The following is a 15,400-nucleotide window of genomic DNA, read 5'->3' on the forward strand; positions in this document are numbered from 1 at the left end:
TATGCCAACTAGAACAAGTTAGTTGGGTTAATTACTACCACATGAAAGATCCTATCAGCGGTCACTTGGATTACTATGAAAACCTAGATAACGTGGAAATGAAATATCAGGGCATCTTGGGGAGTCCAAGGACACCAAAGTTACTGGAACGATCCAGGTTTCTACGAAGATACCGCTGAACGCTTCCTGTATATTTCAAATTAAAGATAGGCCAAGCCAAGAGTTAATGCAGCAAAGGAATTATCAGAAAGCTTATTTAGCGCTGGCGATGCGCTTCAACAAAGTTTTATTACACATGACGATATTAAGTAAGCCTCGCGTTGTTGAGCCTTCTACAGAGTAAGTTCGTTGCCTCGCTCAATTAAACTACCAATTGTCACTTTCAATCTGTTATTACTAAAAAGCCATTAGCTGAAGTAGCAATTATGACCAAATACGACAAGATTTTTAACTCACCGAAAACAGCAAAAGCATCACTAAGCCCAGAAGAAGCAGTTGCAGCAGTTGCAGTTGTCAGTGCGATCGCTGATTCTTCTATTGAAGAGGTGGATGCAGAAAGCCTAGCAGGTATCCTTTGGGAGTTCGAGGTTTTTGAGGAATACTCAGAAGATGAAATTGTGGAAATAGTCGATAAACTTTTGGGCATTGCAGAAGACGACGGACTCGGCCCTCTGTTTAATGTAGCAAAAGAAGCCCTCTCAGATGAGCTAATACTAGATGGTTTTGCGGCTGGAGTGATAGTACTTTTAGATGGAGAAGAACTTGCGATCGCTAAACAGAAACAACCTTACCTCAAAAAGCTTCAAGAAGCCTTAGAACTTGAAGATGAAGAAGCAGAAGAAATCATCAAGGAAGTAATTGCAGCCTTTCAAGAAGCAGAAGACGAAGAATATGCAGACAATGACGATGAAATAATCGCAGTAGAAGACTATGGGCAACAAGTGTATGAGTCGCCTTTAGGTAACTTTTCAGTCCTCATTCCAGTTGATTCCCGCCAAGGTGGTAAAGTTCAAAGTCAAGAAGGGGTAGTCGGATTTTCCGATGACTTTGGTACATTACTGAGAATTGATTATTATCCTCTCCCTCCAGATCAGCTAGAGGAAATAAAATCTGTTGGACAGGAAGAATATTTCCAATCAGTTTTAGTAGATAAGTACGTACCTCAAGCGATTTTTGCTAATGTACCAGATGCTTCTGTAGAGCATACCGAATATCTTCAAGATACGTTAAAAGGGTCTTACTACATATTAGTTGATATGCCCAAGGGTTCAACTATTTCCAAACAAGAAAATAACGGCTCTGCTACTAGATTAGATGCGTATCGAGGGCTACTCACTTTTATCAGTGGGAAATTTTTGTACATAGTTAGTAGCCAACGCAGCTTTTTTAATGGTGAAACTCCGGGTTCTGTAGAAGAAGAAGCCGAAAGCATTAAGGAAAATATTTTAGAGTTTGTTGAGACTATAGAGTTCACTTAGTTTCAAAATCTGCGCGATGTTTGGCGACATGCTATAAATATCTACGCTCTTAATAGATTCCAATAAAGGGGCGATGTTTAACGACAGACCCCTTATAAGTAATCTATGTACCTAATTCTTAGTCTTCATCAAGCAATGAAATTCTGGTTAATTGAAACTGCTTATATTAATCACGTCAAAATCGCTCCACCCATCAAACGTTCATACCGATATTTCAACTCTTCTTTCATCAAATGCCACCGCTCTAACGTTGCATCCATCTCTATCACTTTCTCCGCTGCTTGCCGGGCTAAAAGCAATATTTCCTCATCTTCTACTAAACTTGCCAAGGTAAAATCTGGCACTCCTGATTGACGGGTTCCCAGTACTTCCCCAGGGCCGCGAAAGCGCATATCCATTTCAGAGATAAAAAAGCCATCTTGGGACTGTTCCAACACTTTCAATCGTTGCTGAGCATCAGGACTTCTAGAACTACTCATCAATAGACAATAAGACTGAGCCGCGCCACGACCGACACGCCCCCGAAGCTGATGTAGTTGCGATAAGCCAAATCTCTCTGCATTTTCTATGAGCATTACCGTAGCATTCGGCACGTCTACACCCACCTCAACAACGGTGGTTGAAACCAAAATTTGCGTTTGATTATCCCGGAATTTGGTAATGGATTCATCTTTATCGGCTGAACTCATGCGTCCGTGCAGCAGTCCCACTTGAAAGTCAGGAAAAACACTTTCTTGTAACTTTTGATGCTCCTCTACAGCCGATCGCAAATCCAGCTTTTCTGATTCTTCCACCAGTGGTAACACCACATAAACTTGTCTTCCTTGGGCAATTTCCCGGCGGATCAGGTCGTAGGCATGGGTGCGTTCCTGACCTGATAGCACAGTTGTCTGAATTTTTTGCCGTCCTGGTGGTAACTCATCAATTTGGCTGACATCTAAATCACCATGTATCGTGAGTGCCAGCGTTCGAGGAATAGGTGTCGCTGTCATTGTTAATACATGGGGCTGTTCACCTTTTTGCTGCAAACGCGCCCGCTGTTGTACTCCAAAGCGATGCTGCTCATCAATCACCACTAACCCCAGTTGACGAAAATTTACAGGGTCTTGAATCAAGGCGTGAGTTCCAACTAATAGGGGTAATTCACCTGTTTCTAACTCAGCGTGAATTTGTCGCCGTTTAGCTGTTTTGGTGGAGCCTGTCAGTAATTCTACTGGCAAATGCAGCAGATTAAACCAGCTAACTAACTTGCGGTAATGCTGTTCTGCCAAAACTTCTGTAGGGGCCATCAGTGCCGCTTGGTAGCCAGATTGAATTGCTGCCAAAATAGCCAGTACGGCGACGACAGTTTTACCAGAACCAACATCACCTTGCACCAGACGATTCATTGGTGCAGGTTTTTGTAAGTCGTTGAGAATATCATTGATAACTCGTTGCTGTGCGCCTGTGAGTTGAAAAGGTAATATTTCATGAAATTTTTCCAACAACTGACCTTTTGGGGCAAGAATGGCACTGGTTTGAATAGCTTTTGCTTGCTGTTGACGTTGCAGTAACCCAAGTTGTAGGTAGAAAAATTCATCAAAGACTAAGCGACGACGGGCGACTTGTAGAGTAGCGCTATCAGTGGGAAAGTGGATGTTAGCGATCGCATCTTTCAATTCGATCAAATTATACTTCTGCCGTAACCCGCTTGGTAGCGGATCTTTCAAGTGAGTCGCGGCTGGCAAAACAGCTATTACTGCTTGTCGCACTAAATTCGCTACCACTCCCTCTGTTAAAGCATAAATTGGCACTACGCGACCGATAGTCAGCGAATCAATGGCATCTCCAGGATTTGCCAAAACTTCTAATTCTGGATTATCCAGAGTTAAGCCGTATTTACTTTCTTTCACCAACCCACAGGCTGCCACAATACTACCCACTAGGTAGCGGCGTTTTAAACTTTCTTGCCAAGCGCGACTGGTAAAGCGCGTACCAGCAGAAAAGCGACTAATTTTGATTTGACCACTGTTATCTTTGAGTATCAATTCTAGAATTGATAATTTCTTATTCTTTGGGCTAGTAAAGCAGTTACAACGCTTCACAGCAGCTACTATTGTCACTGTCTCACCAGCTTGCAACTCACGGATATTTACTTGACGTGCATAGTCAATGTGGTCACGGGGATAGTAGAAAAGTAGGTCACGCACAGTGTATAAACCAAGACGCGCCAAACTGTCAGCTTTTTTGAAGCCTATTTCTGGCAAATCGCTAAGTTTTTGGTCAATTCTCGGAGCTAGCCTCCGGCTTACCTCAGCAACAATAGGAGATTTAGGATTTGAGATTTGGGATTGATTAATTCTCCTCTGCTCCCCTGCTCCCCCGGTTACTGAGCGCAGTCGAAGTATGCTCTCCTGCTCGCCATCTTCCTGCTGTAGCTGATAGAGATACCTGCGAGTCTCTGCTATTAAGTGTTGTCTTTCTTCTAATGCCAGATGTGGATAATTAGCAAACTGTACTGCAAGACCTTGCCAGCGGCGGCGTTCAGTTTGGGGCAACCCTGTGGGAAATTTGCCCAAAGTCAAGCTGAGAAATTCACTGAAGCGGTATTGTTTACCCAGCAAGTCTGTAAAACCATGTTCTGCCTCTACTGCCAAGGCTTTCTGCAATCTTATCCAATCTGGTTTGTCATTAGTCATTGGTCAGCTGAGTGAAGAGTGAAGAGTTAGGAGTTAGAAGTAGGAAATTTTAAGTTTTGAATTAATAACTCATAACTTATAACTCATAACTTTTATTCAAACCAACTAGCACGCCATGCAGCTTCAGCTTCAGCAACTGACCTTTCTCGCTGTCTTTTTTGATACTCCCGTCCTAGCTTGTTAAGCTGAACTAAGATATTGCGGATCTGCTTACGCTCAGATGAAAGTGTTGTATCAGCAAATTCGATTTCTCCTAGCCGCAGGTTAATAGCCATGATTTGTGTTAACCCAGAATCTTCTGACTGCTGATCATTTTCAATTGCAATTACTAAGTTTAATAAATTAGGCGGCCCAGGCATTACCTCAGCAGATGCTTCTGATGCAGCTGCCGCTGCCGCTGCTAAAATCGGTTCTGGTAATTTTTTGGGTAATATCCCAGATTTTTGTAGTAACAGATTAGCATTGTGCGAAAGATTTTTTAGCGTTTCTTGGCTAGTTTCCTCTACGTTCTGTTGCCATTTTGCCAGTTCTATAGGATTAGACAAATTGGGGACGAAACGTTGAGGATTTGAGATCCTAACAGATACAGGAGATAGAGAAGATGTTACCGCTTCATCTACCTGATCTACTTCATCTTCCTCATCTACCTGATCTTCCTCAACTTGTTCGCTACTAATATTACTGAGTAACTGCTCAGCTGCCTCTTGCCCTAACTTGCGTACGTTTTGTTGTAATTGTTGCCGCTGATTTAATGACAAACTCAGGAATTTTTCGGGATATCCTTGGGTACACAGATGGTAACTTGCCAGAATCAGCTGCTTGCGTGCAGCTTGCCCCAAAGTGCTTAGATAACTGGCATAAGCGCTTTGTAGTTCTATTGCGATCGCGCGGATCGCCTCTTCCAGCACTGCAATATCTCGCTCAATTCGCTCAATAGCTCTTGCCATATCTTTTAGTTTTGCCCAGATGAACCATTATATGGTACAAATGTACGAATTTTTTAGAAAATAATCATCCAGAGGTTTTTAGATTTTGATAGAGAATCAATGAATATCCATCACCTCTGTCTACTTAATTGCTAATAAAATACAGGTCAGCATAGTTTGCCTGACCTGTCCTAAAAAAGTCAGAAGTTAAGACTTGTGAGTTACAACTCCTAACTCCTAACTAAATATTACTTACTGCCCATTTGTGCAGCGACTTCCTCAGCAAAGCTAATTTCTTGCTTTTCAATGCCTTCGCCCAGTATATAGCGGACAAAGCGACGCACTTGGATGTCTTCGCCTACTTTAGCTTTTACTTGCTTTACTAAGTCTTCCACAGAAATACTCTGATCGCGAATGTAAGGCTGATCCAGCAAAGTCAATTCTTTCAGGCGTTTTTCAATTCGTCCCTGAACAATTTTTTCTTTGATGTTCTCTGGTTTGTTCGCCAAATCATCCCGCCCCATTTCAATGTCTTTTTCTTTTTGAGCAACTTCAGCGGGGATTTGGTCTACGCTGACATACTCGACATTTGGGCAGGCCGCAACTTGCATGGCGGTATTCCGTGCCAAAGCTTGGAACTCTTCGTTACCAACTGCTGACTGACTCTGAGAATTCAGCTCAACTAACACACCAACTCGACCGCCAGTGTGAATATAGCTGTCTACTATACCTGATGTGCTTTCTGCTAATGCAAAATTGATAAAGCGACGAACTTGAATGTTTTCACCCAGCGTGGCAATGGTTTGCTTGATGAATTCTTCTACAGTCACGCTTTCATTTTCAATATAATGTTGAGCCAACAAAGACTCAACACTATCAGCAGTTGCTGCTTGCTTGGCCAGATTTTTAACTAGAGCTTTAAAAGCATCATTACGAGCAACAAAATCGGTTTGGCAGTTGACTTCTATAAGTACACCTACCTGACCACCTGGCTGAATGTAGGTGTCTACTAAACCTTCTGCCGCAATGCGATCGCTTTTTTTACCTGCCGAAGCGATGCCCTTTTTTCGTAACCAGTCTGCGGCTTGTTCTATATCGCCATCAGTTTCTTTCAGCGCTTTTTTGCAGTCCATCATGCCAGCGCCAGTTTTTTGGCGTAGCTCTTGGACTAGTTTTGCAGATATTTCCGCCATGTTGCCTCAATTCCTAACTTGACCTCGAGTTGTAATCGCTCACCAAAACAGCGCTGAGTTAAAAGTGCTGAGTTACCATTTGCCCTTGACGTCTTTGGGAGAAGTTTGAAGCAGAGGCTTCCTCTGCTGCAAACTTAGTCTTTGCACAGCGCTTACACATCATGACTCTGAACTCAGCACTACGCAAGCGTGTTGAGTATTTCTATCTTACTTAGGGTTGGCGAAGAAAAAGTAATGAAGTACAAAGTATGAAGAATGAAGTATAAAGTGTGAGCTTTTTAGCCTCCATTCTTCAATCTTTGGTTAATTATTCTTCTTCCTCTTCCTCATCGGGAATTACCGAGTTGGTGTACTCGCCTTCTTCGTAATCGTAGTCTTCCTCAGAGCCTTCGTAATCTTCGTAGTCGTCTTCTGCATCCAATTGACCGTGACGACCTTCATAAATGGCATCTGCCAATTTTCCTACTATCAACTTAATCGATCTGATAGCGTCGTCATTTGCTGGGATGGGAATATCTACTACATCCGGGTCGCAGTTTGTATCCAACATGGACACAATGGGAATTCCCAATTTTTGACATTCTTGAACTGCGTTATACTCCCGCCGCTGGTCTACAATCACAACGATATCAGGGACTTTCCGCATTGTTTTAATGCCGCCTAAGTATTTCTGAAGCTTCGTCATTTCCCGACGCAGCATTGAGGCTTCTTTTTTCGGCAATAAATCTAGTGCGCCAGTTTCTTCCCGGCGTTCCAAATCTTTTAGGCGGTCTACCCGTGTTTTGATGGTTGCCCAGTTGGTTAGCATTCCACCTAACCAGCGCTGGTTAATGTAGTGTGAACCACAACGGCTGGCTTCTTGAGCAATAATTCCAGCTGCTTGCCGCTTTGTGCCAACAAAAAGAAATTTCTTGCCTTGCTCAGCGTGGGTTCTCATATAGCTGTAAGCATCTTCCATCAACTGGGCAGTTTGCACCAAGTCAATGATATGTACACCGTTGCGAGAAGTGTAAATGTAAGGAGACATTTTTGGGTTCCAACGGCGGGTTTGATGCCCAAAGTGAACCCCTGACTCCATCATTTGAGCCAATGAAACGACTGGCATATTCTTATTCAACTCCTATTCGGGTTAAACCTCCATCCAGGCGTATTTCCCAATTAGGAAACACCCGAATCCCTGAATGTGCGAGATTAGTTAACTCTACTAGGCTAGCATATTGATGACTGTAAGTGGAGCATTGGGCATTAATTTAGTTATTCTCCCTTATCTCCCAGCCCCCAGTTCTCTCTTTTGAGCATAGGCTTCATAAACGCCCTTGACGTTATACCAATTCAGGAAAATTCGGGCAACTTCTAAAGCTAATTGAGGTTTGCCTAAATTAATTAGCCATTGCAAAAATGGGGCCATTGTCTTTTCGTTAAGTGTGCCATTAAGAGAAAGAATTCCCCAAAGTAAGCGATGTAACCAAGTCATTTGAATCATCATTCGTACTTCCCATGTAGGATGCTTTTGATAAAACAAAACTCCCATACGTCCGCGTTGAATTTCTTGGTCAATCAAACGTGGAATTTGCTCTAATTTAAATGCTGGATGCCAGTGATAACCTACAGCTGCTGGACATTTTATAAGTTGTAAACCCAATTGTTTAAGTCTGACGCCTAATTCTAAATCTTCCCAGCCATAAAGTTGAAATCTAGTGTCAAAAAGTCCAGCTTTTCGTAGCCAATGTTTGGGAATTGCTACATTCCCTGTAGCAAAAAAAGCTGCGGAAAAATCTGTTATCTTATACGGTTCGGTAGTTGGATTTTCGAAATTACAAGTATTAACAACTGCACCGTATGTAAAAAAGCGATCGCTTCCTAATTTCTCGTTTCCTTGTAATAGTGCATCTGCATGAGCTTGCAGGAAATTTTCTAGCACCACTAAATCGCTATCAATAAATATAATCGTGTCTCCCAGCGCCTGTTCTACTCCTAAATTCCGAGCCATAGCCGGGCCCGCGTGGTCTTGCTGAAACCATCGCACATGGGGAAATTTTTCTTTGTGTGCTGCTAACCACTCCAGTGTGCCATCAGTAGAACCATCATCCACTAAGACAATTTCGTAATTAATCACTGAAGTTGGCGTACTCAACTTCTGCACCTCCAAAGCACGGAGACATTTTTCCAAAATCGGCTGGCGATTATAAGTCGGTATCACAACGCTGAAAAACACAGTCCCACCCACAACGCGTTACACATCTCCAGGATAGGACACCTGCGGCACAGACACTGTTCCTTACCTAAATTTGGCTAGGGCAAACTACTAAAAATAAAGCAATAACGATATGAAAAGGCTACTGGATAATTAATGAAAACTAAAAATTCCTGTTTTTATACTTTAGTTAGCTGATTGGAACTTTGTAGAAATTAGAGAGACTTGAAAAAGAAGACAGAATTCAGAATGCAATTAGCGAAAAGTTATTTTTAATAAATTCGAGTTAATCAATATATAACCTAATTTTAATTTTCGTTATTTAAATTTAGTACGGCTTGAGGATTTCCTGCAAAAAGCGGCACTAATAAGCTCGCATTGCATTTTTATAACAGATTATTTGCTATTCAAACTGCATGGAATTTCAAGTAAGTAAATACTGCTCGCTTTGTAAAGTTTATCTCTATTAAATTTTTCGTGTCACCCCCTTAGAATTTTATGTCTACATTAAGCCGGAGACGACTATTAATATTTTTTGCAGGCAGTGCTAGTGCTGCTGTATTGAAAGACACCATCCTAGATGGTATTTCTAATATTGCAGAAGCAAAAAAACCTTCATTGAGCTTTACACCAGTACGTTTACCTCATCCCTTAGCTGCTTATCAAAAGTGGAAAAGTTATTTGCCAACAGCAATAGATCAGGGGCAAGTACGTAATGCATCAGCGGATGTTAAATTAGATAGCTACAAAGTAATTGATGATGTTGTAGTACCGCCAGAGTACCAACGTTATGTAATTATTAGTTGGGGCGATCGCGTCTTTCCTAACAACGATGATTATTTTGGCTACAACAACGATTACACAGGCTTTGTTCCCCTTGGTAGAACCTCAGATGTAGGCTATTTGTGGGTCAATCACGAATATGTTAGTTTCCCTTTTTCTGTATTAGCACCAGCAACTCCCTCTGATATACAGGAGCAAAAATTCCCTGATGCTTTTGAAAAGGTGATTGGTTGGGCTTTACCCTCAGCTAAAAATCTGGAAGTAGAAGGAGAATTTTTATATAACCAAGGCGGATCAATTGTGCGTATTGATCGCCGTAACGCTTCTAAACGTTTTGTTGTGGTCAAAGGTGATAGCAGAAATCGCCGCCTTCACGGTCTTTCAGGATTGGCAATTAATAGCGGTCGGACTGATGGCTATCAATCCATTACTTCATGGGGAACGCGCAGCCACCAAATAGGTGATCAAAACTATTTAATTGGTACTGGCCCAGCTGCAATTCAAGTGTTTAACCTCAGTTCTGATGGATTGGGTAACAAAATTATTGGCACTGCCTTCAACTGTTCTGGTGGTACAACTCCTTGGGGGACTATCTTATCTGCTGAAGAAAACTTCCAAGATAGTGTTACAGAAACAGTCAATCCTGATGGTACTCAAACAGGTTACAAGGACGAGTCTATTGGCAAGACTTTTGGTTTAGTTGGAGAAAAATACGGCTGGATTGTAGAAATTGACCCCGTAAATTTAAATTTCCGCCCGCGCAAACACACTTGCTTAGGTCGTTTCCGCCATGAGAACGTCGCCATCCGCGCTGAAGCAGGCAAGAAATTAATTGTTTACATGGGTGATGACAGACGTGGTGGACATACCTGGAAATTTGTCAGCACAAATACTATTTCCTCACCAACCAGTAAAACTAATAGCAGCTTGTGGGAAAGCGGTATTTTGTATGTTGCCCGTTATAACCCAGACAAAACGGGGAAATGGATACCTTTAGTTTTAAACACTCCCACCAATCCAATTCCGCCAACTGTAATTTCTTCTGTGGAATTTGACGCTTTGGGTTCGGCACAACAAGATGGTCTGTTACCACTACCGAGACGCAATGGCGTTGCAGGTGAAACTAAAGATGGTGGTAGCTTCAAAGCTAATCGCACTAACGAAGCGAAAGCACTGCCTGATTATCAAAATAAGAAGTTATCTGACTTCTATCCTAATCAAGGTGCTATTCTCAGCGATGCATTCTTAGCAGCAAACTTAGCTGGAGGAACTCCCACAGCACGTCCAGAAGATTTAGAAGTGCATCCTTTCACTAAAGAAGTATTTATTTCTTATACCGATGGTGCGCCAGGAAGCGACGGTTATCCAGATTCGCGAATTTTCCAGGTTGCGAAGTTAACTACGGATGTCAATGCTACACAGCAGTCTGGCGGACTCTACAAGATTATTGAAGATAGTTCTGATGGTACAGGTCTTACCTTCCATTGGGATAGATTTGTCCAAGGTGGGGAAGCCGGATCTGTTGATGGTGCTGGTTTTGCGAATGTAGATAACCAAGTGTTCGACAGTCAGGGTAACGTTTGGGGTGTCACAGATATGTCTACCACCACCCACAACGGTTTTAACGTTGGTGCTGCTGCTACCCCAACGACAATAGATCACACAGCTAAAGGTAATGTTTCCAATTTCACTGGAGTTTTTGGTAATAATTGGCTGTTTTACATTCCTACCAGCGGCCCCGATGCGGGACACGTAATCCCGTTTGCCCAAGGCCCAGTGCGTTGTGAGTTGACTGGCCCAACTTTTGTGGGAGATACGTTGATTATTTCGGTACAGCATCCTGGTGAAGATTGTCCAATCAACGATGGCACAATCCTCAACCGCAGCATAGAATTACTAGATTTGAATGGTAAGACATTTAATCAGACTCGGACTGTACCTCGTGGGAGTAGCTGGCCAAGTAATATCTCAACGAATGATGGCGGTAACAATCAATCTACAGGTGTTCCCCTTCCATCTGTAATTGGCATTAGTCGTAAAAAACCTATCGATCGCGATCATTTCATTTAACGCCATTTCTGCTTAAACTTCATACCTAAAAGCCTGCAAAAGCAGGCTTTTTTAATAAGTAGGTAGACATAAATAAATTAAAAATTCCTAGTTGGTGCTTAAGCGCCAACTAGGAACCTCAAAGCAGCTATAATCTCTCATCTAGGATACTTTTTTCTGGCGTTTCATCCACAATCCTATAACACCTGCGATCGCTGTACCGCCCAAAGTAAAGGGTTCTGGAACTTTAGAGTAACTTACTATACCTACCTCTGTTGCAGATGTTAACTCAGCACTAAGAATGCTGTAAAATTTGTTTCCTCCTCTCCGTGCAGTCTCTGAATTAGCTGCTATTAAAAACTCATCTTCAACCAAATAGCTTAATCCCAAAAGGTTGCCGTTTTGAAAGCTGGCTACAGGATAGCCATAGCCGTAATCAAAGTCATTTGTCTGCCTATAAGGCTTATCTAAGTAATTAAACAAAATAGATAATCCATTGCTAACTCCTAAAGTCTCCTCACCTATGCCGGTTAAGGTCGAGTCGTCATACTCAAAAGAACCGTAATACTGACCAGGATTTTCACCAGATATGGCATTCACGGTGAAATTGTAATTAACCACAGCAGCTTGTGTTGGCTTAGTAGCAACAACGACAGAGATGGCAGTTGCAGCAGTAGCGATGCCAAGATTTATGGCTAATTTCATCATAAAATACTCCAAAGCTAAAAGATGAATAGTTCTGTAATTTCACCTAAATAATCTTTGAAGCAGTGTATACAGGTTAAGGAATATCAAACAAAACATTAAACTTGTATTGAGAATAAGACATAGGGTGTTAAAAGAAAGATTATCCTTCGTGGCGTATGAAGTAGATGAAGTTCTATCTTGAAAATTTTGTAGAAAGCTCAAAAGTTAGATATATAAAGCGATCGCTCTGTGAGGAAACTATGATTAAAGTTAACTGTAAATTAGCCTATAGAGAATGTGCTGTAAGAGTTTGTAGTTAATTGACCTATAGGTTGTTGCATGAAGAAAATCTACATAGACTTAGTTAGATATAATAATGACTCATTCTTTGTTTTCCTAACTGGAGAAATCAATGGGTCGCGCCAAAAAGGTTGTCCTGGCATATTCTGGCGGAGTGGACACATCAGTTTGCATTCCCTACCTGATGCATGAGTGGGGTGTAGAAGAGGTAATTACGTTAGCAGCAGATTTAGGCCAAGGAGATGAATTAGATCCAATCCGAGAAAAAGCTCTGAAATCGGGCGCAAGTGAATCTTTAGTGGCGGATGTCAAAGACAGTTTCATTCACGATTACGCCTTTGGAGCAATTCAAGCCAACGCTCTTTATGAAAATCGCTATCCTTTAGGAACTGCCCTTGCTCGCCCACTAATTGCCAAGATATTAGTAGAAGCAGCACAAAAATATGGTGCTGATGCGATCGCTCACGGTTGCACTGGCAAAGGTAACGATCAGGTTCGCTTTGATGTTTCCTGTGCTGCTCTTAATCCCAATCTCAAAATACTTGCACCAGCAAGAGAATGGGGGATGAGCCGTGAAGAAACTATCGCCTATGGCGAAAAGTTTGGCATCCCCGCAGTAGTAAAAAAATCTTCTCCCTACAGTATTGACAAGAACCTGCTCGGTCGTAGTATAGAAGCTGGTGTGCTGGAAGATCCCGCAGCTGAACCACCAGAAGAAATTTATGAGATGACTAAGGCGATCGCTAATACTCCCAACGAGCCAGAGTACATCGAAATTGGTTTTAATAAAGGTATTCCCACAACTCTCAACGGTACACCTAAAAAACCAGTTGAGCTAGTTGAACAACTCAATCAGGTGGTAGGAAACCACGGCGTCGGGCGGATTGACATGATAGAAAACCGCCTAGTGGGCATCAAATCGCGGGAAATCTATGAATCACCCGCTATGTTAGTGCTAATTCAAGCACATCGAGATTTAGAAAGCTTGACTTTAACAGCAGATGTTACTCATTATAAGCGCGGCGTTGAAGAGACTTACAGTCAAATCGTTTACAACGGTTTGTGGTACAGTCCACTCAAAGCCGCACTAGACGCCTTCATTCTCAAGACACAAGAGCAAGTATCTGGAACTGTGCGAGTGAAACTATTCAAAGGCAACGCCACAATAGTCGGGCGTTGGAGCGATAATTCTCTCTACAGTCCCGATTTAGCAACCTACGGAGCTGAAGACCAATTCGATCATAAAGCTGCTGAAGGTTTTATCTACGTTTGGGGACTACCAACTCGCGTTTGGTCGCAGCGACTTAAGAGTTAAGAGTACAGACGCGACGCCAGTCACTACAACGGGGAGCCGCTGCGTTAGACAGGTTCCCCGGCTTAAAGCAAGTGGCGTGGGAACCCCCCTTCGGGTGACGCGACTGCGTCGCTAACGCTGCGCTAACACAGTCGCCTGCTCCGGGAAACCCTCCCGCAGCGCTGATTCACCACAATGCACTGGCTCAGTAATCGCGTCTGTACAGGAGTTTGAAGTTAAAAGAAACTACTTCTGACTCCTATTTGCTGTCTCCTTACTTCTCACTGCTAACTTCTTTAACTTGGCGAGACTCCCACCACAGAGGTACAACAATTAGGGCTACTAGTATCAATAAAGCTGCGATCGCAAATTGACTCACCCAAGTAACTAATTGTTCTAGGGAGATAATCTTGCCTGCAAAGAAAGCTAATGTCACCATTAAACTTGCCCAAGCAACTGCCCCTAATAAGTTGTATAAAAAGAATTTTCCAAAGGGCATTTCGGCTATACCAGCTAATGGCGCAGCAAAAACTCGCAACAATGCAAAAAACCGCCCTAAAAATACCGCTTTAGCAGCATTTTGACTAAATTGATCTTTAATATTCAGCAGTCGGACTTCGGAAATCCGAAATATCTTGCCAACTTGTACTAAGAAAGACCAGCCGCTAGCTTTACCAATCCAATAGCCACAAGTGCCGCCAATTACTGCACCCATAATTGCATCACCGATAACCAGCCAGAAATTCAGTTCATCACTGCCAGCCAGAAACCCACCTACTAAGGTCACGGTTTCACCAGGTAGGGGAATGCCTAAATTTTCTAGCAAAATTCCCAAAAAGATTGCCCAGTAGCCATATTTCTGGGCAATTTCCTGGATGTTTTCTAGTGAAATCAGCTCTAAAGACATCCCGCACCGCCGCCTTTACAAAATTTTACTTTTACTTTATATCTTTGCTTGTTTTTATGAGGGGTGTCAATCAAGCCGCTACACAGATTCATGAATTTCCTAATTTTACAATCTATAGTTTCTAGTCTAAAGTAACTATTAAATTTTGAGTATTGACTATTGATATTTTTGCGGTTAATAGCACACTTTTATACTTATTAATCAAAAAACGTACAGTTTTTATAAAATATTTATAAAAATCTCGGAAAAATATAAAAATCTTGTAAAAGATACGGTTGCTACTGAAATTCATAGGCGCTTATGCCTATATTGATGACAGTTAACACAAATTATACGACATGAATACTGAAAAAACTATCTCAATTGCATTACTGTAAACCTAAGAATATCTAGGTAAAGCAGTTTTGTGCCGTTGAAAGAGAAGCGGTATTGATGTCATTTTTCGTTTTCCAATGAAGTACTCCAATTACCAATTAAATTCATGACTCTCACACAAGAAATTCAAGTGATTTTGTTTAAACCCCAAGGAAGCATAGATTTAGAAGGTGGTACAGCCTTAAGCGAACAGATGGCTGCTATAGCGCCTCAGCCTCATCAGCTTTGGGTAATTGACTTAGCCGGAGTCGATTTCATGGATAGTTCCGGCTTAGTTCCTTTAGTAACAGGATTGAAAGAGGCACGTCAGAGTGGTTGTAGATTGGTTCTTTGCAATGTTCAAGCCCGTGTAAGGTTGATTTTGGAACTGACTCAACTTGATTCAGTGTTTGAAATTTTTGACACTTACGAAGACATTCTCTCTACCGTTAAAAATAACAGCCTGGTGCTAGCAGGCTGATTTTCTATTTCATCTAGAAAAAGATAGTGAAGTCAGGCAATGTTTGCTTTTTTACACTATAAAAAAATGTCTTCTT

11 protein-coding genes are annotated in these 15,400 nt (G+C 42.0%); 4 read left to right on the forward strand and 7 right to left on the reverse strand.

The window, feature by feature from the left end:
• Positions 1-425: 425 nt before the first annotated feature.
• Complete coding sequence (locus tag WKK05_RS18650; RefSeq protein ID WP_341524600.1) at positions 426-1,478, forward strand: tellurite resistance TerB family protein; 1,053 nt, start codon at positions 426-428, stop codon at positions 1,476-1,478.
• A 170-nt stretch (positions 1,479-1,648) separates the two neighbouring features.
• Here the strand turns inward: WKK05_RS18650 and recG are convergent, their stop codons facing one another.
• The 5 genes from recG to WKK05_RS18675 form a co-directional block, all read right to left on the reverse strand.
• Positions 1,649-4,156, reverse strand: coding sequence for an ATP-dependent DNA helicase RecG (gene recG / locus WKK05_RS18655; RefSeq protein ID WP_341524601.1), 2,508 nt, complete (start codon positions 4,154-4,156; stop codon positions 1,649-1,651).
• Positions 4,157-4,248: 92 nt separating this feature from the next.
• Positions 4,249-5,103, reverse strand: coding sequence for a hypothetical protein (locus WKK05_RS18660; RefSeq protein WP_341524602.1), 855 nt, complete (start codon positions 5,101-5,103; stop codon positions 4,249-4,251).
• A 227-nt stretch (positions 5,104-5,330) separates the two neighbouring features.
• Positions 5,331-6,275 carry a translation elongation factor Ts gene (tsf, locus tag WKK05_RS18665; protein ID WP_341524603.1) on the reverse strand — a complete coding sequence of 315 codons (945 nt, stop codon included), beginning with the start codon at positions 6,273-6,275 and terminating at the stop codon, positions 5,331-5,333.
• Between the two features lie 307 nt (positions 6,276-6,582).
• A complete protein-coding gene (rpsB, locus tag WKK05_RS18670; RefSeq protein ID WP_341524604.1) occupies positions 6,583-7,380 on the reverse strand; it encodes a 30S ribosomal protein S2 in 798 nt (265 codons plus the stop codon).
• 159 nt (positions 7,381-7,539) lie between these two features.
• Positions 7,540-8,502 carry a glycosyltransferase gene (locus tag WKK05_RS18675; RefSeq protein ID WP_341524605.1) on the reverse strand — a complete coding sequence of 321 codons (963 nt, stop codon included), beginning with the start codon at positions 8,500-8,502 and terminating at the stop codon, positions 7,540-7,542.
• Between the two features lie 465 nt (positions 8,503-8,967).
• On the opposite strand from WKK05_RS18675, the gene WKK05_RS18680 reads away from it, so the two are divergent.
• Positions 8,968-11,322, forward strand: a complete 2,355-nt coding sequence (locus WKK05_RS18680; protein WP_341524606.1) for a PhoX family phosphatase — start codon at positions 8,968-8,970, stop codon at positions 11,320-11,322.
• Between the two features lie 141 nt (positions 11,323-11,463).
• Here the strand turns inward: WKK05_RS18680 and WKK05_RS18685 are convergent, their stop codons facing one another.
• Entirely contained in the window at positions 11,464-12,009 is a 546-nt protein-coding gene (locus tag WKK05_RS18685; RefSeq protein WP_341524607.1) for a PEP-CTERM sorting domain-containing protein, read from the reverse strand.
• A gap of 391 nt (positions 12,010-12,400) precedes the next feature.
• On the opposite strand from WKK05_RS18685, the gene WKK05_RS18690 reads away from it, so the two are divergent.
• Positions 12,401-13,603 carry an argininosuccinate synthase gene (locus WKK05_RS18690; protein ID WP_341524608.1) on the forward strand — a complete coding sequence of 401 codons (1,203 nt, stop codon included), beginning with the start codon at positions 12,401-12,403 and terminating at the stop codon, positions 13,601-13,603.
• A gap of 253 nt (positions 13,604-13,856) precedes the next feature.
• Here WKK05_RS18690 and WKK05_RS18695 read toward each other — a convergent pair whose 3' ends face one another.
• Positions 13,857-14,489, reverse strand: a complete 633-nt coding sequence (locus WKK05_RS18695) for a DedA family protein (RefSeq protein WP_341524609.1) — start codon at positions 14,487-14,489, stop codon at positions 13,857-13,859.
• A gap of 481 nt (positions 14,490-14,970) precedes the next feature.
• Here WKK05_RS18695 and WKK05_RS18700 point away from each other — a divergent pair, with 481 nt between their 5' ends.
• Entirely contained in the window at positions 14,971-15,324 is a 354-nt protein-coding gene (locus WKK05_RS18700) for an STAS domain-containing protein (RefSeq protein ID WP_341524610.1), read from the forward strand.
• The last annotated feature ends 76 nt before the right edge of the window (positions 15,325-15,400 follow it).

Source organism: Nostoc sp. UHCC 0302, from assembly GCF_038096175.1.
GTDB lineage: Bacteria > Cyanobacteriota > Cyanobacteriia > Cyanobacteriales > Nostocaceae > UHCC-0302.

Excerpts from the sequence above, each read along its gene's own strand:
- WKK05_RS18660 (WP_341524602.1), bottom strand. The coding sequence starts at position 5,103 with ATGGCAAGAGCTATTGAGCGAATTGAGCGAGATATTGCAGTGCTGGAA.
- rpsB (WP_341524604.1), bottom strand. The coding sequence starts at position 7,380 with ATGCCAGTCGTTTCATTGGCTCAAATGATGGAGTCAGGGGTTCACTTT.
- WKK05_RS18685 (WP_341524607.1), bottom strand. The coding sequence starts at position 12,009 with ATGATGAAATTAGCCATAAATCTTGGCATCGCTACTGCTGCAACTGCC.
- WKK05_RS18695 (WP_341524609.1), bottom strand. The coding sequence starts at position 14,489 with ATGTCTTTAGAGCTGATTTCACTAGAAAACATCCAGGAAATTGCCCAG.
- WKK05_RS18680 (WP_341524606.1), top strand. The coding sequence starts at position 8,968 with ATGTCTACATTAAGCCGGAGACGACTATTAATATTTTTTGCAGGCAGT.
- recG (WP_341524601.1), bottom strand. The coding sequence starts at position 4,156 with ATGACTAATGACAAACCAGATTGGATAAGATTGCAGAAAGCCTTGGCA.
- WKK05_RS18650 (WP_341524600.1), top strand. The coding sequence starts at position 426 with ATGACCAAATACGACAAGATTTTTAACTCACCGAAAACAGCAAAAGCA.
- WKK05_RS18700 (WP_341524610.1), top strand. The coding sequence starts at position 14,971 with ATGACTCTCACACAAGAAATTCAAGTGATTTTGTTTAAACCCCAAGGA.
- tsf (WP_341524603.1), bottom strand. The coding sequence starts at position 6,275 with ATGGCGGAAATATCTGCAAAACTAGTCCAAGAGCTACGCCAAAAAACT.
- WKK05_RS18690 (WP_341524608.1), top strand. The coding sequence starts at position 12,401 with ATGGGTCGCGCCAAAAAGGTTGTCCTGGCATATTCTGGCGGAGTGGAC.